This is a genomic window from Vicinamibacteria bacterium (genome assembly GCA_035620555.1).
Taxonomy (GTDB): domain Bacteria; phylum Acidobacteriota; class Vicinamibacteria; order Marinacidobacterales; family SMYC01; genus DASPGQ01.
The window spans coordinates 43,426-61,605 of the sequence record DASPGQ010000226.1; the positions used below are offsets into that span (position 1 = coordinate 43,426).

The following is an 18,180-nucleotide window of genomic DNA, read 5'->3' on the forward strand; positions in this document are numbered from 1 at the left end:
CGGCATAATGGAACTTGGGGTTTCGAGCTTACGTCTTGGGGGCGGAGGGTTTTTCGATGAACCGAACGAAGAAAACGCGCTGGATACTCACCATCGCGGCAACCACGCTGGTCTCGGGGCTTTGTATCGGAGCGCTGGCGCACGTGGCGCGCCGGAGCGAAAGCCAGGAGAGCCTGCCCCTGACCGAGTCCCACCTGAAGTGGGTTCCCAGCTCGGCCACGCTCGCGGGCCATGTGAACCTTCGAGCCCTCGCCGAGAGTCCTCTGTTCGAGGCATGGCGTCTTCGCGAAGAGGCCAGGACCGGGCTCGAGGCATTGAGCGAGTTGAGGCGACGGACGGGAATCGATCCGCTGACGGACCTCGACACCGCAACCTTCTCCGTGGTCGAGTCAGCACAGGCATCGCCGAATTCCCCGCCCGAGCATTGGGGCGTTTCCGTTCGGGGGGCGATCGATGGCACGCACCTGCTGCGGGAGCTTCGCAAACACGGTGAGGTCGTCTCCGGCGAGTACGAAGGCATTGCGGTGCACGAATTCACCGACCGACGCGGACGTGAGCTGGCCTTCGCGGTGGCAAGCGCCGATACACTCCTCGTGGGAGGGCCCGATTACCTGCGTCAAATGCTCGATGCCGGAGCCGGCAAAGAGCCGAGCGTGGGCCTCGAGACTCTCCTCGAAGGCATCGACGGACCGAGCCTCAGAAACGAGACTTTCTGGGTGGTTGGCAAAGCCTCGAAGACGATCGGAAGCCTCCTTTCGACTGGCCCCGGGTCCGATCTGCCGTCGATTCGGTCGTTTGCGCTCTCGGGTCGAATCGCCCGCGACCTCCAGCTGAAGGCTCAGGGGAAAGCATCCGACGCCGTCGCGGCGCAGCAGCTTGCCGACGTGGCCCGAGGAATGGCGGCTCTTGGTCGACTCCGAGAGGGTATGGACCCCACGTTCCTCAGCGTCCTCGAATCGGTCTCGATCGCACAGCTCGACGATCGGATCGAGATATCCGTGACGGTGCCGAATGCGGCGATGGAGCGTCTTCTGGAGAGCAATCTCGAGAAAGCCCACCCCGATGGTAATTTACGCTAATCGACGATGAGGCCCGGTACCTCGGGGATCGTTTGGTGCCCCAAGCTCGGCTCGACGAGACGCTCCTGGGGCCGGGCAAAGAGGTAACCCTGCCCGTAGGGAATCCCGAGCTCGAGGAGCGTGTGGAGCTCTTCGACTCGCTCGACTCCCTCGGCGATGACATCGGCACCAATATTGGTCGAGAGTGCTTGGATCGCTTTTAGCATTTCGCGCTTCACGAAGCTGGTATGGATGTCGCGCACCATCATCAAGTCGAACTTCAGGTACCGGGGGTTGAGGCGGACGATCTTCTCCAGGCCTGAGTAGCCGGCACCCATGTCGTCGATGGCGATGGAGAATCCCATGTCGGTGAACGTCTTCATCGCGTCGAGAAACAGGTCGTAGTTCTCGATCGCCAGCCGCTCGGTAATCTCCAGTACGATTCCTGAAGGGGAGAGCCCCTTCTGGTCGAGCAACCCGACGATCCGCTCTCCCTGGAACTCGGGGTCGCGAAGGGTCGTCGGTAACAGATTCACGAAGAGCTTGTGCCCTTGTTTGAGACGCGAGGCATTGCTGAAGGCGCGGCGGCGGCAGAGTCGGTCCAGCTCGAACTGTAGATTCGCATCGCTGGCCAGGTCGAACATGACCTGAGGGCTCTCGTAGCGCGCGGCCCGGGGGCCGCGCGTCAGCGCCTCGAAACCGATCGTTTCGAGAGACGTCAAGTCCAGAATCGGCTGGAAGACCGTGCGGACGTCCTCGTTGAGGATAATCCTCTGAAGGAGCTCCTTGCTCTTGGCCGCGAGGCGGTATTCCTGGTATCTTGACATCGTTCGTGCCTCGTCGATGAGCTGGAGCACGAGTCGTTCCTCGTTGATGAGCGGATTGTGTAGCACCAGGCCGTAGCCGACCGCGACCTTGAACTTCCCCTTCAGATAGGGGCTGGTCATCCGCGACAGGTGCCGCGTCAAGTCGGCGTGAATCCGCTCGGCCATCGCCTCGAGCTCCGCCGCGCCCGACAAGAACACGAGAAACGTATCCCCCCCGGGCTCGCTGACGGTGACGAGATCGTCGCGACGGAATTCGGAGGGCTTGTTGAGCATGAGGTTGGTGAGGAGACTTCGGACCTGGTCGTGAATGAGATCTCCGTAGTCGTGCTCGATCTGGGCGAGATTGGATGCCTCGACGTAGAGAAGGGCGAGGCATCGATTCTCGGCGAGCATCTCGTGAATTTCGTCGGCATGCTCCCGGTAACACCGAATGGGCTCTCGCGCGGCGCGTACGCTTACGGACTCTGCGGAAGACTGCGCGCGTTCCGCCGCCTCGAAGACATTGCCGATCACGGCGGGCCTGGCAAGGCTCACGAGGTCTTCCCCTGGATCATGCCGCGATTCGACTCCCGGGCGACAACCTAGCAAGGCCCGTGCCCACGAGTTCCCGCCGGTGCGGGGATCGTGGATGGTATTGATTCCGTGGAGGTTGACCTCAGCGCCTGGCGGGAGTCGCGAAGGCGCCCTCGTACCCAGGTGTGGTGTATGTCCCACGAATCCCAACGCCCTTATGCCGTTATAATGTGTCCCCCCAGCGGGAAGGTTAGTCGATGCTGTCCTTGATGGAGATCATCCTCGCGCTCAAGAGGACTCCAATGTTCCAGGGAGTGCCCGGTGAGGGATTGAAGCGATTGTCCGATTTCATCCAGGAGAAGACCGTCCGGGCCGGCGAAGTGATTTTCCGGGAGGACGAGCTCGGCGAGGAGATGTACATCGTGCGGTCCGGCCGGGTCAGCGTACATCAGGAGGTAAAGGGGGGACGCGTGTCGTTGCTCGTAGTGGAGACGGGAGGCTACTTCGGCGAAATGGCGATCATCGACGACCTTCCACGCTCCGCCTCGGCGACGGCCGAAGTCGACACCAGCCTGTTCGTTCTTCACAAGACCGACTTCCGCTCGGCCGTCCAGGACTACCCGGACATCGCCTTCGAGATCCTGCGTGAGTTCAGCAGACGGTTGCGGCACGCCGACCGCCGGCACCGCGAGCTGATGGACGAAGCCAATGCCGTTTCGACGATTCGAGCCAAAGAGGACCGTTCGGGAAAATCCGAGCCCTGACGGCGGAACCGGAGCTGGACTTCCGGTCGAACGGGAGCCGCACGAGGCGTCAGGGCTTTGAAACTCGCGAGAACCCTCGGCATCCTCGAAGCCGAGGTCGAATTGACGCTCCTGCTCGGGCTCACCCACTTCCTCGTGGCGGGGGCGCACTCTCTGTTCGACATCGGCGCGACGGCCCTTCTGATCGGCAACCTTGGACCGGATGCTTTGCCCCAGGTCTATTCGGCCAGCGCGATCGTATTGATCTTTGCGGGCCTCTTCGTGACTCCCCTCGTCGATCGCCTCGACCGTTCCCTGTTTTTCAGCCTGTTGCTCGCCGGTTCCGCGGCTCTAGTGCTCCTCACCTCGCAGGGCTCCGCCTACCGCGCTCTATACGTCGCGAGCTACCTGATGAAAGGGCTCTTCTTCCTTCAGTACTGGCTATTCGCGGGAGATCTTCTGGATCTGCGCCAGGCGAAGAGAGTATTCCCGGTGTTGCTCGGCTTCAGTCTCACCGGTGGCCTGGTGGCGAGTATGGCCGCGGCGCAGATCCCACGATTTCTTCCCTCGGAGAGCCTGCTCGCTTTCTCCGGAGCCCTGATGGTTGCGGCGATCGTTCCCGTTCAATGGATATCCCATCGCTGGCGCCGGCGCTTGCGTTACGCCGGAACGAGATCCCAGAGAGTCCCCTCCCTGGTTCACCGGATCAAGTCCGACATCGATGTCTCGTTCCAATCGCCGCTGGTCAGAGCGCTTTCGCTCTACGTGTTTCTTCTCGCGCTGCTCGCTCAGATCCTCGATTTTCTGCTGGGCAAGGCCGCTCACGCCGCCTTCGCCGCGCCGAGTGGATCCGTTGCCGTCGAGGGACTCGCGAGCTTCTACGCTCTGCTGAACGCCGTGGTCATCGGCGTGGGAGCCCTCGTCCAGTTCTTCATCGCCAACCGTCTCATCAACTCCGCGGGCGTCACCCGGGCTCAACTTCTCGCACCCATCACTTTTTTCGTCGTCTTCGCCAGCGCCAGCGTCGTGTGGCTCGCGGGCGGTGCTTTCTTCTTCACCGTCGTCGCCGCGAGAGCGATCCAGAGAGCATTTCGCATCTCGCTCGTTCGAACGTCGACCGACTTGATCTACAACGCGATCCCGGGCGAGCGTCGCGGCCGCGCCAAGGCTTTCAAGGAGACACTCCTCGAGCCACTGGGCGTGCTCGCCGGCGGCCTGTTGCTCATGGCCAGCTCCGAGCTCCCACTTCAGTACGTTCTCGGCGGGGCGACGGGACTCTCGATCGTTCTCTTCGCCGCCACCGGCAAGCTCAAGGAACACTACATCGCGAGCCTGGTCCTGGTGCTCAAGGAGAGAAGTCGTTATCGATTCGCTTTTCCTTCGTTCGTCTCGCGGCAGGCCAGAACGCCTGCGGGGAAGACCGGCGTGAGTGGACTGCGACGAGCTCTCGATGACGACGAGGCGTCGATCCGGCTCCTGGCCGTGGAAGTCGCCTCGGAGCTCAGAGAGCCGGAGGCCGCAACTCTGCTCGTCGACCGGGTTCGCGACGAGCCCGATCCCCAGGTGCGCTCGCGAATGGTCTCGGCACTCGGAAGGATGGTTCGCAACCGCGGAGATCGCGCCGAGAGCGGATCCGCTACCGAAGTCGACCCCGCGGTGCGCGCCAGCGCCATGGAAACGCTGGCCCGGGACACGCTTCTTGCCGAGATGGGCAGGGAGACAAACGTGTCGCAGCCTAGCCGGGATAGCGCGCCTCGACGAGTCCTGGAGAACGGTGCGACGAGGAAACGCGCGCTCTTCGCGCTCGCGCGGAGCCAGGAAGAGGGGGCGCTCGAAAGGCTCGTTCATTACCTCGAGGAAGGCGACGGAGCGACACGACACGTCGCGGCGCGAGCGCTCGAGGGCTGCGGCGAGGCCGCGGTCGGCGTTCTCACGCTCGCGCTCTGGAGCTCCGACGTCGAGGCACGCCGTTACGTCATCCGCGCCCTCGATCGAATCGGGACATCGAGCGCGCGCCAAGCGCTCCTGCCGGTTCTATCTCTGGAGGCGGAAGAGGCCTATTACGAGCTGCTGCGGCTCCAGGCGATTCAACATCTGCCGAGCAACCCCGCACTGGGCCTCCTCGAGGACTCCATCGCCCAGAGAGTCCAGCTCGCTCGGGGAAACGCCCACCAGGTACTCAGAGCGGTGTTCATGGGTGAGCCGGGGATGCGTCTGATCCTCAGCAACTTGAATCATCCCGACCGCTTCATTCGATCGAGCGCCCTCGAGGCGCTCGAGGTCCGCGTCGACACCGCCCTTCTCGGTGGGGTCTTGCCGCTATTCGAGCACGACAGCCCGCGAGCGGTCGCCGAGCAAGGCGCCGAGCTCTTCGATTTCCCTTCGCGCTCCCCTCTCGATGCCCTTCTCGAGCTCACGCGCCATCGCTCGGCCTGGATTCGAGCGTGCGCCGTCTACGCCGTCGGCCATATGGGAACTCTCGCGTGCCTCGAACGACTCGAACAGCTTACGAGAGACGATTACGAGCTCACGAGGCTCAACGCCGTCGAAGCGATCGGACGGCTGGGAGACGAAACCAGCCTCCGGTTGCTCGGTCGCCTCGAGACCGGCGGGGACGAGACGATGAAAGCCTACACGCTCGAGGCCATCGAGGCGATCCGTCGCCGGCAGTCGGCACGGTCGGCGGGATAGTTGGTTAGGTCTCCTCGAGCTGTCCGGCGACCGCCCTCGCCGCCTCCGACACCTTCTCGGGATCGCCCAGGTAGTAATGTCGGATCGGCACCAGATCGTCGTTCAGCTCGTATACCAGGGGAACTCCCGTCGGGATGTTCAACTCGGCGATCTCGTCATCGGGGACGTGATCGAGGTACTTCACCAGAGCTCTGAGACTGTTGCCGTGAGCCGCGATCAGGACTCTTCGTCCCGATGCGACTTCGGGGGCGATCGATTTTCGCCAGCACGGGAGGAAGCGCTCGACCGTTTCCTTGAGACTCTCCCCCAGAGGTACCTCGGCGGGCGCCAGAGAGGCATAGCGAGGGTCGCGGCGGGGATTTCGCGGATCGGACGGATCGAGCGGGGGAGGCGGCGTATCATAGCCTCGCCGCCAGGTCTGGACCTGTTCCAAACCATAGCGCTTCGCGGTCTCTGCCTTGTTCAAACCCTGGAGAGCTCCGTAGTGGCGCTCGTTCAAACGCCAGCTTCGGTGGACGGGAATCCACATGAGGTCCATCTCGTCGAGAACGAGCCAGAGCGTCCGTATCGCTCGTTTGAGCACCGAAGTGAACGCCACGTCGAAGAAATAGTCCTGAGCGGCCAGGGTTCGGCCCGCCTCGCGAGCCTCGGTGACGCCTTTGTCGGTCAGGTCCACATCGGTCCATCCGGTGAAGCGATTGGCTTTGTTCCAGAGACTCTCGCCGTGACGAAGGAGCACGAGTTTCTTCATGGCGGCTCGTTCATGCCGTCGCCGGCGCGGCGGCACGCACGTCGTCGTCGACGTCCCCGGCAAATCGCTCGAAGTTCTTGTCGAACATGCCCGCGAGCTTTCTGCCCTGGGCATCGTAGGCATCGGGATCCGACCAGGTCGAGCGGGGATCGAGGATTCCCGGAGGTACATCGGGACAGGATTGCGGGACTTGGAACCCGAAGATAGGATCGGTGGTGGTCGGGACGGCGTCGAGGGCCCCGCTCAACGCGGCGCGAACGATGGCCCGGGTGTGCGACAGCTTCATTCGGTGACCGGAGCCGTAAGCGCCTCCCGTCCAACCGGTGTTCACGAGCCAGGTCACGAGCCGGTGCCGACTCAACCGCTCGCCGAGCATCTTGGAGTAGACCGCGGGCTTGCGCGACATGAAGGGGGCACCGAAGCAGGCGCTGAAGGTGGCTTGAGGCTCGTCGATACCCCGCTCGGTGCCGGCGACCTTCGCCGTGTAGCCCGAGAGGAAATGATACATGGCCTGTTGGGGATTGAGCTTCGCGACCGGTGGGAGCACGCCGAACGCGTCGGCTGCCAGCATGAGAACGGTTTTTGGATGCCCGGCCCAGCCGGTTCTGGAGACGTTGGGAATGTGAGAAACGGGATAGGACGCACGCGTGTTCTCGGTGAAACTGTCGGAGTCGAGGTCGAGCCGCCGGGTCTTGGTATCGATGACGACGTTCTCGAGGATGGTTCCGAACATTCGGGTGGTGGCGTAGATTTCCGGCTCGCCCTCGGAAGACAGCCGAATGACCTTGGCATAGCAACCGCCCTCGAAGTTGAAGACCCCCTGGTCGCTCCATCCATGCTCGTCGTCACCGATGAGGACACGGTCGGGATCGGCGGATAGCGTCGTCTTCCCCGTCCCCGACAGGCCGAAGAAGATGGCCACGTCGTCCTCGTCCTTGCCGAAGTTGGCGGAACAGTGCATCGGCAGCACGCCGTCGGGAGGGAGCAAGTAGGTCATGACGGTCAGGATCGACTTCTTGATCTCCCCGGCATAGTCGGTGCCTCCGATGATGACTTCCTTGCGTGCGAAGTTGAGCATGACGAACACTTCCGAGCGGGTCCCGTCCTCCTCGGGAACGGCCTGGAACCGGGGAGCGCAGATCACGGTGAACTCGGGGACGTGAGACGCGAGCTTGTCGGGGTTCTTCTCGCGAACGAACATGTTCCTGGCAAACAGGTTGTGCCACGCTCGCGTGTTGATGATCCGAATCGGAATCTTGTAGTCGGGGTGCGTTCCGACATAGCAGTCCTGGACGTAGAGATCGCGACCCCTGAGGTACGCGGTCAGCCTGGCTCGCAGTCTGTCGTACTGCGACGTCTCGCAAGGCTTCGCGACGTCCCACCAGATGTGTTTTTCGCTCCGCGGCTCGCGAACGATGTATTTGTCGTTGGGTGAGCGGCCCGTATATTGGCCGGTATGAACGACGAGAGGGCCCCGGTGAGCGATGAAGCCCTCGCGGCGCTGAATGGCATGCTCGTAGAGGGCTGCGCTCGAGAGGTTCCACCAGACGGTGGCGTCGAAGATTCCGTGGTTATCGAGTCCGAAACGGCTGCGAAAAGCTCCCTGTTCCTCCATCCCTTCCGATACTCCTCGTATAAGGCACCGTTTTCCAATCTAACATCAATCGCCGGGGCCGACCACCGGGGATCCGGCTCTCATGACGAGGGGGGCACCCGTCGCTCGAGCTCGGAGAACCAGTCGACGACCACGTGAAGCCGCGTGGCCTCGCTCCCCCGATCCGTTTGTACCATGATGAACCCGGTGCCGTCTCGCGTTTTGTCGTAGCCCGCATAGGGAGCACCGGCTTCGTCGAAGGGCGCTTCGAACAGCGGGCGTGGCTTTCCCGCCCGAAACTCGGGCTCGGTCTCGATCGAAACCACCATCATGGAGTCCTCGTCGCGGTAGAAGAGCTCCTCGCCGTCGCGGCCCCAGACCGGCTCGTGGCCGCCCTCGGTCGAGATCGGCCCACTACCTTTCAGCTCCCCGGAAGGAAATTCACGCACGTAGATCTCGTCCCTGATGCCGTTCTCGTCGGATACGTATGCCAGGTACCGGCCGTCGGGAGAGAACATGGCGGCGCTTTCGTTGAACGGTGTCGCGAGAAAAGGCTCGGTGCGGCCGTTCACCCAAAGGACGACGTCGAACTGAGTGTCCGGAGACAACTCGGTAAACGCCAGGTGGCGCCCGTCCGGCGACCAGGAATTGGGGAACTGAGGATTGGGACTGGTCGTGAGGCGAACCGCCGGGGACGATCCATCGATGGCCTTAGTAAAAAGGTTCACGATCCCATCTGACTCCCGACCGAACGTCATCTCGCGACCGTCGGGCTTCCAGATCGCCCCGCCGCTGTTTCCTTCGAACGTGACGCGTCTCATCGACCCGCGATGGGTGTCCAAGAGGAAGATATCGGTCGATTCCCCTTCGGTAACCGTCACGAGGAGCTGATCGCCCGACGGAGAGAGTCGGGGCACCTGATAGCCGCGCGAGGTGCGGGTCAGGAGGCTGGCGCCGCCGTTGCGATCGATGAGAAGCAGCCGGCCCGAAGCCTCGTTCGCCCCATCCCCCCCCTCGGGGACGTAGACGAGCGTGCCATCGCTCGCCAAATCGTAGAAAGATGCACCGGTCAGATCGTCGAATCCCACGCCCGAGAGCATCTCGATGGCCGCGCCGCGGATCTCGAGTGCCCGCGAATCGAATCGAGCCGCCATCAGGCTCGTCCCCCGGGCGAATACCAGGTGGCCCCTGGGCGAGTAGCGCGCGTAGGATCCGTCCTCCACGACGACGCGAGTCTCGGTCTCGCCTGACGCCACGACCTCGATTCGAAACCGTCCACCCGGCATGAGGCTGGTAAAGAGCACGTGTCCATCGGGCAATACGGTGGGCCATCGATGGCTTCGGGTTTCATCCCCGAGGGTGGTAAGACCGACCATTGCGGGATTGCCGGTCCCCATCGCCGACAACCCCCCCATCGTGAGGGGAGCGAGAACGATCATACTCGAGCCCCAGTTCGCTCCCCGCGGACTCGGAGCGTCGACCAGCGATTCGACCGCGAACCCCGAAAGCGACATGCGTTGCAGCTTCCCTTCGGAGAAAAAGCCCAGCGAGTCTCCGTCGGGAGAAAAAAAAGGGCTCGAGGCACCGGTTGTTCCCGGAAGCGGAGTCGGATCGAGGCGGTCCATCGCCCGCAGGCGCAGCTCGGTCGTCTCGCCACGGCGGGCGGTGTAGACGAGCCGCGTGCCGTCAGGGGACAGCGCGAGAGGAGAGCCCGCCTCGAGCGCGACGGGCTCGGTCGGCGGAACGTCGATGGTGAAGACGCGCCCGCTTTTCAGCGACCGGACCTGTCCATCCCAGACGCGTCCCACTACGAAACCGACGAGCAGACCGGCCGCCGCGAGAGCGAGCGCGGCCCAGATGGGCATTTCGTGCTTGGGGGGCTCGAGCGGGCCTTCGAGTGCCTCTTCGATCTCGAGCCGTGCGTCTTCGATGTCGTGGAGCCGCCGGTGCAGCTCCTTGCGAAGGCAACGCTGCAGGAGATGGCGAATGTTGCGCGGCACCCATGCGGGAAGCGCCCCGAAGTCGGGCTCGGTGGAGATGACCGCGGCGAGAATGTCGGAGCTCGTTTTCCCCTCGAACGGATGCCGCCCCGAAAGAGCTTCGAAAAAGCATACCCCGAAGGACCAGATATCGGTGCGCTTGTCGAGACTCTGCCCCCGTGCCTGTTCCGGGCTCATGTAAGCGAGCGTTCCGAGAATGTCTCCTTCCATCGTCATCCGGTCCGGCGCTGTCACGGTCTTCCCGCTCGGACCGAGCGGGGTCTCGGCCAGAAGCTCTTTGGCCAGGCCGAAATCCAGAACTTTCACGAGGCCCTGCGGCGTCACCTTGACATTGGCCGGCTTCAGGTCGCGGTGGATGATTCCTCTCTCGTGCGCGGCGCCCAGCCCGGCGGCTATCTGGCGAAACAAATCGAGAGCTTCCCGAAGCGGAAGAGGCCCTTGCTGCATCTTCTCGGCGAGAGTCAACCCTTTGACGAGATCGAGGACGAGAAAAAGCACATCGCCGTCCCTCTCGAGTCCGTGGAGAGTACCGATATTGGGATGACTCAGCGAGGCGAGAAGCACCGCCTCACGTTCGAAGCGCGCGACGCGCTGAGGGTCCCGGGCAAGATCGTCGGGGAGGACCTTGATGGCCACTTCCCGCTTGAGGTGAGTGTCCCGGGCGAGGTAGACCTCGCCCATTCCGCCCGCGCCGAGTGTATCGAGGATCTCGAACCCGCCGAGACGACTCTTAGGCTCGAGGGGCACTTGGGATCACTCTCTATGGGTCATGGCGACGTCGGTCGGAACGTTTCGCGTGCGCTGCACCGGGCTCGACGTGCTCGGGGCGTGGAGACGCATGTCTCCGAGCAGGCCTACCACGCAAGCGAAGGAAGACTAGCACATTTGGCGATACAATAGGCGCGGAGCGACGTGATGCGATACTCTCGATTCGTCGTGGCGTTCACGCTCATCGGAGCGACCACGGCCACTGCTCAGACGGTTCGGGTCCGCTGGGAGCGGACCGTCGACTTCAGTCGATACCAAAGCTATATGTGGATCGAGGGCGCGCGGGCACTCGACGATCAGGCCCATCGCCTCGTCGTCGACAGCACCGACGCGACGCTCGCGGTGGCGGGTATCTTCAAGGACGAGTTCGAGCCCGATCTCTACGTCACCTACTACGCTTCCGTGGACGAGAGCTTCCAGATCAGCGGAGGTTACCGGCGCGACTGGAACGACGCGCGCGCGGTGACGGTCGAGACCCACGCCGCGGGAACGCTCGTCATCGATTTGGTGGATGCCGCCGAGAACCAGCTCGTCTGGCAGGCTTCCGCCACCGCGGCTCTCACCAATGACATGAAGAAGAACCGCGACAAGGTTCGCGAAGCTTTGAGCAAGATGTTCGCCGACTTTCCCCCGTCGAACTAACTCGGCCTCATTCCATGGGGAATGACGAAGGCTCGGGGCTCTCTCGGTCGATGCCGACGATCGCGTAGCCCGAGCCTTCCGGTCTCAGATACACCTGAGCGCTTCGGGCCCAGTGTGGATTGTCGGAGTTGTGAGAGCGAATCGTCGCCACGAGGAAAAGGTCGGGAGAGGAAATCGAAGGAATGGCGAGGCGGGTGGACGTCTGACGCTCCGGCTCCACCAGGGTTCGGCTCGCGCCGGTTGCGTTGTCGTAGGATGACCAGTCCACTTCGTAGATCGTCTCCGTCTGCACGAAGCCGTACTTCTCCGACAGATTCGTGAAGGCGAGCCCATCGCCGTCGATGCGAAACTCGTCCAGCGGGTTCAAGGCGTTGATGCCGAATCTGCCGCACTCGAGCTGCCGCTCGACGAGGACCTCGAGAAAGTAAGCGGCGTCCTCGGGGCGGCTGTACTCTCCGGTCTCGACGATGGCGGAAAGCTCGTCGCGCGTGAGCTTCATCAGGATCTTTGCGGCCCAGAAGGCGTCCCGGGCAGTCATCCGGACGAAGGCGGGATTGGGGTAGTCGTTGCGCCACTTCACCGGGTCGAAAAGCTCGGACTCCCAGCGCCCCACCGCCTCGTACTCGGGGAAGGGTGGCCACTTGGCCTTTCGGTACTCGGGAACGTGAAATCCGAAGCCCAACAAGTTCTTCTTGGCGAGGCGCAGGTCGAGGGAATAGTGGAAGCTCAGGTGGGCATATTGCATATCCACCGAACCGCTTCCGAACGTCGAGCCGAAATCGAGCAGAAAGTGTCTCACGTAGTGCGTGCCGTCGTCCTCGACGTAACTATCCTGGGTATTGTGGGCGCGGGTGTCGTCGTGGTTGAGCCAGGCGGCAAAGAGGCGGAGTCCTCGAAGCTCGCGCCGGTCCTCGTGCGGGATAACGTCGTTGGGGTCGTCGCTGCGCATGCCGTAGTAGCGGAATGGCCCGATCGGCTGTCCGGGAATGTATTTGCTCGCCAGGACCCGCATCGTCCCGTCGGCAAGCCGCGGCACCCTGCGGATCATGCGGCGAAAACGAAATTCGGTGAGAGCCATCTTGTCACCGAAGCGGTCCTCGACCTCGGTCCCCGGCGCGATTTTGAAACGGTCAGGATGGACGCGAACGATGTAGTTCTCGGGCACGTTGTAGCCGAGCGCGTGGAAGAGCTTGGAAGCGATGACTTCCGCCGCGGAGGCGATCTCGGGTACGTCCACCGGGTCGAGCTTGATCACGTAGCGATCGCCGGCACCGTCGCTGATTTCGAACCCCGGAGTCAAGCCCTGGCTCTTGCTCCGAAACACGGTCCAGGTCTCTTGGGGATCGGGACCGTTCCCCTGATTGGCTCCCCGCGACAGCTCTTCGACGCTCAATCGTCTCTCGCCGAGGCGGTTCGTGAACCAGCTGCTGTTCGGCAGCTCGTCGAGCACGTTTACGTTCGCGGCCTCGGATCCGATCGGTGATTCACCCCAATCCTTGAACATGTGTCCGAAGCGATCGTACAAATCCGAGAGCGCGATCGCCTCCGGCTGGGTAGGCACGTCGAGCCGATCGTTGTCCACGACCAGGGGATCGTCGGGAAAGAACTTGGGCTCATGGGCCTCGCCGCGCACCGGCCCGAGGAGAGCGAGAATCAGAACGAGCTCGTTCATCGTCAGAAACTGGGCCCGCCGCCTATATGGAAGCGGAACCCCTCCAGGCTGTGGGCGAGGTCGAATCTCAGGACGAATCCCGCTGGGGCGTGGGCTCTGAGACCGAATCCGTAGCCCGTGTGCATCTTGTCGAAGTTGAAGTCGTCGCTGTCGCGGAAGACTTTGCCGGCGTCGAAGAACAACGTGCAATCGACATAAGGCAAGACCTCCCATCGATACTCGGCGCTAACCAGGAGGTTTCGGGTATCTCGGAAACGGTACTCGCGAAAGCCGCGAACGGTCGCGGCACCTCCCATCGTCTCCATGAGATAGAAGGGCACGCTCTTGCCGCCCGCAGGGAGTGAGTGCGACGAATAGACGCGGAGAGCCAGGATCCGATTGCGATGGCCAAGGGGAACGTAGCCCTTGATGTCGCCGATCACGCGAGTGAAGTCGTACAGACTCAAACCCGTGTCCTCGTAGTGGAGCCCCGTGACCCGGGCGACGATTCCCACTGGTGGGGACCCCCATTTCTCGCGGATGTCGAACTCGACCCACCCGCCGGTAACGGAGTACTGAGTTCTCGGATCGCCGAAACCGGGCACTCCCGCGGGGTCGAAGACCTCCTCGAGGGATCGATCGGCATCGCCCGAGTCGGTTCGCGTCTGGAAGTAGCCCGCCTGAGCCCCGAAGGACAGGAGACCCCGAGGGTTGAGCCAGACATAGGCCGTGCCACCCTGATCGTTGAGAAGGTAGGTCGAGCGATCGTCCACGCTCGAGTCGTTGCCGAGACCGTAGAACCGAAGGGATGTGAAATCCCGGTACTCGGCGCGGAACTTGAGCTCGATGCGTCTGCCCACGTGAGGAGGTGGGACGACGACCTCGGCGTCCGCCATCGTGAAACCCCTCGTCGAGTAGCGCCCGTTGAGCTGGAACTGGAAGTACTGGTTCTCGAGTCCGTGAACGTAACCGCCTCCGAGGACGAAGCCGGACCCCGAGGGCATGCCTCCGATGACGGGGCGAAAACCTTGCCATCCCTTGACAAAGATATTCTGGGGGAACTTCGCCTTCTCGAGACCACGCACCCGGGCTTCCAGGGGGGAGATCCGATAGGGCTCGAGCTCTCGCGCCTTCTCCCGACGCTTCTCGAGGAGTATCTCCTGGCGGCTCTGGGCGGACGACGTGGAAGGAGCAAGGCCGACGACCGAAACCGCACATCCGACCAAGAGAAACAGACGCGAAAAGGCACTCGAACCGGCACGGGGGACCATAAGGGCGGGGGATCATAACATGCCTGGAAGTCTCATCGAGAACCTGATAACAAGAAGCGCTTCATGCCTTTCTTGCGACTCGTGAACGTCCACCCCGGTGAGGGTCGTCGTGTCTTCGGGATGTTTGCCCTTCTCGGGCTCATCATCGCCACGAGCTACATCTTGAAGCCGGTTCGGAGCTCTGTTTTTCTGAGCCAGTTCGGCGCCGAGAGACTTCCCTACGTCTATCTCCTGGTAGCCCTGGTGCTCGGATTCGTCGCCGCGGGGTTCGCCAGGCTTTCCTCGCGCACGAACGTGGTTCGGCTCTTCGTCGGTGCCGCGGCGTTGTTCGCTTCCCACATCGTCCTGTTCTGGATCGCCCTCGTGATGGATTGGATTTGGACGGGATTCGTCTTCTACGTCTGGGTGAGCATCTTTACGGCGCTCATGCCGTCACTGTTTTGGCTCCTCGCGAACTACGTCTTCTACTCCAACGAGGGCCGACGCCTGTTTCCGGTGGTCATGGCGGGAGGGCTGCTCGGTTCCATTGCCGGCGGGGCGCTCACGTCGCTCCTCGTACCCGTCGTGGGAACATCCGGATTACTTCTTTCCGCGGCCGGTCTCCTGATCCTCGTCGCGTTCCTCGTTCGCTGGAACGTGGCCCGAGAGGCGGAGCGCATCACCGAGCGTCGCTTCGACCTCGCTCGGAGCGAGCGAAGCCACGCCGTCTCGGATGAATCGAGTCCCCTGGCGCTCGTCGCCCGGTCGCGCTACCTCAGACTCCTCGCCGCCCTCATCGTGCTTGCGACTCTGGTCTCCACGCTGGTCGACTACCAGTTCAACGTTGCCGCCGAGGACAGCTTCCCGACCCGAGACGCGCTCACTCGGTTCTTCGGAACGTTCTTCGCAGGGATCAACGTCGTGGCTTTCGCACTCCAGCTGCTCGTGGCAGGACGACTGCTCGGGCGGTTCGGGGTCGCCGCCGGTCTCGTTCTGCTACCCGCGGCTCTGCTCGGGAGCTCCTTGTTTCTTTTCGCCATGCCGTCGCTTGTGAGTGCCGCGCTCGTCAAGGCCTCCGATGACGGTCTCAGCAACTCGGTGAATCGGGCAAGTGTGGAGATCTTGTATCTGCCCGTCTCCCTGGCGTTGAAGAATCGGCTCAAGGCGTGGCTCGACATGTTCGTCGAGCGCGTCAGCCGCGGCCTGGGTGGCCTCACCTTGCTGGCCGCGACGACCCTGCTGTCGATGCCGCCAACTCAGATCGGGCTCCTCGTCGCTTTCCTGACCGTTCCCTGGCTCGTTCTCGTCGTGTGGTTGAACCGCGAGTACGTGAACACCTTTCGTGACTCCATCGCGCGACGAGACATCACCGACCTCACGGCGCACCTGACCGACCCCGCGAGTCTGTCCGTTTTCCAACAGGTCCTCGCGGGCGACGATACCCGGGAGATCCTGTACGCTCTCGAGCTTCTCGCCGGAACCGAGGATGAGCTGCTGCTGCGACAGGCGGCGAGCTTGACGGATCATCCGAGCGCGGAAATCCGAAGAGCCGCATTCCGGCTGCTGCGCGGGGCGGCGGCTTCGCCGATCGACCAGCTGGAACGCCGCGTCCTGGACGAAGAGCCACGGGTGGCGGCCGAGGCATTTGCGCTCTTCCTTCGCGTCGATCCCGACGGCGCCAATCGTACGCTCGACTTCGTGATCGAGCGAAACGACGTCGAGAGAATCCGGGCAGTACTCGATTGTCTCGAGCAGTCGGAGACGACCCTTTCCGACCTCGTGCTCGAGCGCATCGTTCGCGACCGCGTGTACGATGAGACGGCCGGGGCGCGAATGCTGGCAGCACAAGCCCTCGGATTCTTGACGACGCCGCCCGACGCGCTCCCGAGCTGGCTGGTGAGATTACTGGGCGACCCGGACATCGAAGTCGCGCGCCGCGCCGCCCGCAGCGCCGGCCGGTTGCGCGTCACCGAGGCTTTCCCTGCACTGGTCGAGCAGCTTCGCCGGCCTCCGCTCCGGGTCGAGGCGCGACGGGCTCTCGCTAGGTACGGGCCCGAGGCTCTCGACGGGCTCTCGGGTTTGCTTCGGGACGACACTCAGGAAATCGATCTTCGCCGGGCCATTCCTCAGGCGGTCGCGGAGATCGACGGGCAGGACGGAGTCGAGGTGCTGTTCGACATCCTCCCTCAGGACGATCAGCGCCTCCATTATCAAGCCATCAAAGGACTTTCCAAGCTTCGATCGCGCAATCCCACCTTGCGCTTCCCCCGTACCGAGGTCGAGCGCCTCGTCGAGCACGAGCGGGCCGCGCTCCTCGATCTCGCGCGCCTCACGGCGTCGATTCGCCGTTACCCGCCCGAAGAGGGCACGAGCCATGCGCTCCTGCTCCTCGTCCTCGACGAGCGCATCGAGTTCACCCGAGAACGGATCTTTCGCCTCCTCGGTCTTCAGTATGCCCAAGGCGAGATCGCGAGCGTCTTCAACCGCCTGGCGCACGCGCGACCGGCGATCCGCTCCGCCGCGCTCGAGTACCTCGCCAATCTGCTGTCGAAGAGCCATCGACGCAGCCTGTTGCCTCTGCTCGAGGCGGAGAGCTCACCTTCGATCTACCGGCACGGCCTCGAGCTCACGGGGGTTCGTGCTCCCGCGTTTGCCGAAGCATTGGGGCGACTCGCGCTCTCCACCGACGACTGGCTCGCGGCATGCGCCATCACTGTGGCGGGTGACAAGGGCCTGGCGGCGAGCCTCCCCGGGCTCGAGGAGCTACGGGAGCACAAGTCGCCTCGGGTTCGCGAGGCGGTGAAGCATGCCGTGAAGCCCGCTTTGGGCTCACGCGGCCCGGGTCGGCCTTGACAGGGCAAAACCGAGTGAGGTATCCGTCGCCTGGAGGTCGAAGATGAGGTGCTGGATTGTTGCGGCGCTCATCGCCTTCACCGGCGGACTTCTCCGAGCGCAGGAGTCACACGTCGTCATCGTCTCGATCGAGGGTTTTGCCGCTGCTCGGCTCGAGGATTCGGAGCTGGAGCTTCCCAACCTGAGGGGAATCACGCGGTCGGGCGCCCGGGCCGAGGGCATGGAGACCGTCTACCCCGCGACCGACCATCCCGCTCACGTCTCTCTCGTGACCGGTGTGCCGCCACGCCAGCATGGGGTCCTCGGCAACCGGCTCTTGAACCGCAGGACCGGAGAGTATTTTCACGTCACGAACCTGCCCCGGTCGAAAAGCATCCGGGTACCCACGCTGTTCGACGCCGCCAAGGCGAAGGGGCTGCGCACGGCATCGTTCTTCTGGCCGGGAACTCGCGACGACCCCGCCATCGACCACGCCATCCCCCTGGTCCTGACCGGCGAGGGAAAGGCAGATATCGCCGGGGCGAATCCGCAGTTTCTGGACGAGCTTCGCGAAAACGGAGTGCCCATCGATTTGTTCTACCAATGGTACGACGACCTCGCGCTGCAGCAGACGGCGGACAGGGTCTTGACGCGGGCAGCGATCTACGTGCTCACGACTTACCGGCCCCACCTCCTCCTGCTGCGCCTGCCGGCTCCGGACCGCTACCAACATCAGTACGGCCCGCAGCATTACCTGTCCAAGGCGGCGCTCACGGCGTCGGACTACAATGTCGGACTCGTCCGACGCGCCATCGAAGACTCGGGCCTCGCCAATCAGACGACACTCGTGGTGGTGTCCG

The 18,180-nt window shown here is 63.3% G+C and carries 12 protein-coding genes; 6 read left to right on the plus strand and 6 right to left on the minus strand.

Going from position 1 to position 18,180, the window contains the following annotated elements; all coding sequences use genetic code 11:
• Positions 1–56: 56 nt before the first annotated feature.
• A complete protein-coding gene (locus tag VEK15_09670; protein ID HXV60950.1) occupies positions 57–1,079 on the plus strand; it encodes a hypothetical protein in 1,023 nt (340 codons plus the stop codon).
• Here VEK15_09670 and VEK15_09675 read toward each other — a convergent pair.
• Positions 1,076–2,419: a GGDEF domain-containing phosphodiesterase gene (locus VEK15_09675; GenBank protein ID HXV60951.1), complete on the minus strand. Its 1,344-nt coding sequence runs from the start codon at positions 2,417–2,419 to the stop codon at positions 1,076–1,078. The genes VEK15_09670 and VEK15_09675 overlap by 4 nt on opposite strands.
• Positions 2,420–2,655: 236 nt before the next feature.
• Between VEK15_09675 and VEK15_09680 the strand changes: the two genes are divergently transcribed.
• Together VEK15_09680 and VEK15_09685 are read left to right on the plus strand one after the other, a co-directional pair.
• Positions 2,656–3,162, plus strand: a complete 507-nt coding sequence (locus VEK15_09680) for a cyclic nucleotide-binding domain-containing protein (GenBank protein ID HXV60952.1) — start codon at positions 2,656–2,658, stop codon at positions 3,160–3,162.
• Between the two features lie 57 nt (positions 3,163–3,219).
• Positions 3,220–5,832 (plus strand): HEAT repeat domain-containing protein, encoded by a 2,613-nt coding sequence (locus tag VEK15_09685; protein ID HXV60953.1) that lies wholly within the window; start codon positions 3,220–3,222, stop codon positions 5,830–5,832.
• A gap of 4 nt (positions 5,833–5,836) precedes the next feature.
• Here the strand turns inward: VEK15_09685 and gpmA are convergent, their stop codons facing one another.
• The 3 genes from gpmA to VEK15_09700 form a co-directional block, all read right to left on the minus strand.
• On the minus strand, positions 5,837–6,583 hold the full coding sequence (gene gpmA / locus VEK15_09690; protein HXV60954.1) for a 2,3-diphosphoglycerate-dependent phosphoglycerate mutase: 747 nt from the start codon (positions 6,581–6,583) through the stop codon (positions 5,837–5,839).
• Positions 6,584–6,593: 10 nt separating this feature from the next.
• On the minus strand, positions 6,594–8,198 hold the full coding sequence (pckA, locus tag VEK15_09695) for a phosphoenolpyruvate carboxykinase (ATP) (GenBank protein ID HXV60955.1): 1,605 nt from the start codon (positions 8,196–8,198) through the stop codon (positions 6,594–6,596).
• A gap of 80 nt (positions 8,199–8,278) precedes the next feature.
• Positions 8,279–10,924: a protein kinase gene (locus tag VEK15_09700; protein HXV60956.1), complete on the minus strand. Its 2,646-nt coding sequence runs from the start codon at positions 10,922–10,924 to the stop codon at positions 8,279–8,281.
• 168 nt (positions 10,925–11,092) lie between these two features.
• On the opposite strand from VEK15_09700, the gene VEK15_09705 reads away from it, so the two are divergent.
• Complete coding sequence (locus tag VEK15_09705) at positions 11,093–11,587, plus strand: DUF4136 domain-containing protein (protein HXV60957.1); 495 nt, start codon at positions 11,093–11,095, stop codon at positions 11,585–11,587.
• 7 nt (positions 11,588–11,594) lie between these two features.
• Here the strand turns inward: VEK15_09705 and VEK15_09710 are convergent, their stop codons facing one another.
• Positions 11,595–13,259, minus strand: coding sequence for a hypothetical protein (locus VEK15_09710; GenBank protein HXV60958.1), 1,665 nt, complete (start codon positions 13,257–13,259; stop codon positions 11,595–11,597).
• A gap of 2 nt (positions 13,260–13,261) precedes the next feature.
• The gene (locus VEK15_09715; GenBank protein HXV60959.1) at positions 13,262–14,509 is read right to left on the minus strand and encodes a BamA/TamA family outer membrane protein; all 1,248 of its coding nucleotides are present in this window, start codon (positions 14,507–14,509) and stop codon (positions 13,262–13,264) included.
• 63 nt (positions 14,510–14,572) lie between these two features.
• Between VEK15_09715 and VEK15_09720 the strand changes: the two genes are divergently transcribed.
• Complete coding sequence (locus VEK15_09720) at positions 14,573–17,341, plus strand: Npt1/Npt2 family nucleotide transporter (GenBank protein ID HXV60960.1); 2,769 nt, start codon at positions 14,573–14,575, stop codon at positions 17,339–17,341.
• Positions 17,342–17,384: 43 nt separating this feature from the next.
• Positions 17,385–18,180, plus strand: a 796-nt coding sequence (locus tag VEK15_09725; protein HXV60961.1) for an ectonucleotide pyrophosphatase/phosphodiesterase, incomplete at its 3' end; no start/stop codon positions are given.

Bases quoted from the DNA above. Each gene is read 5' to 3' on its own strand.
- VEK15_09670 (HXV60950.1), top strand. From the start codon at position 57: ATGAACCGAACGAAGAAAACGCGCTGGATACTCACCATCGCGGCAACC.
- VEK15_09680 (HXV60952.1), top strand. From the start codon at position 2,656: ATGCTGTCCTTGATGGAGATCATCCTCGCGCTCAAGAGGACTCCAATG.
- gpmA (HXV60954.1), bottom strand. From the start codon at position 6,583: ATGAAGAAACTCGTGCTCCTTCGTCACGGCGAGAGTCTCTGGAACAAA.
- pckA (HXV60955.1), bottom strand. From the start codon at position 8,198: ATGGAGGAACAGGGAGCTTTTCGCAGCCGTTTCGGACTCGATAACCAC.
- VEK15_09705 (HXV60957.1), top strand. From the start codon at position 11,093: ATGCGATACTCTCGATTCGTCGTGGCGTTCACGCTCATCGGAGCGACC.
- VEK15_09710 (HXV60958.1), bottom strand. From the start codon at position 13,259: ATGAACGAGCTCGTTCTGATTCTCGCTCTCCTCGGGCCGGTGCGCGGC.
- VEK15_09715 (HXV60959.1), bottom strand. From the start codon at position 14,509: ATGGTCCCCCGTGCCGGTTCGAGTGCCTTTTCGCGTCTGTTTCTCTTG.
- VEK15_09720 (HXV60960.1), top strand. From the start codon at position 14,573: ATGCCTTTCTTGCGACTCGTGAACGTCCACCCCGGTGAGGGTCGTCGT.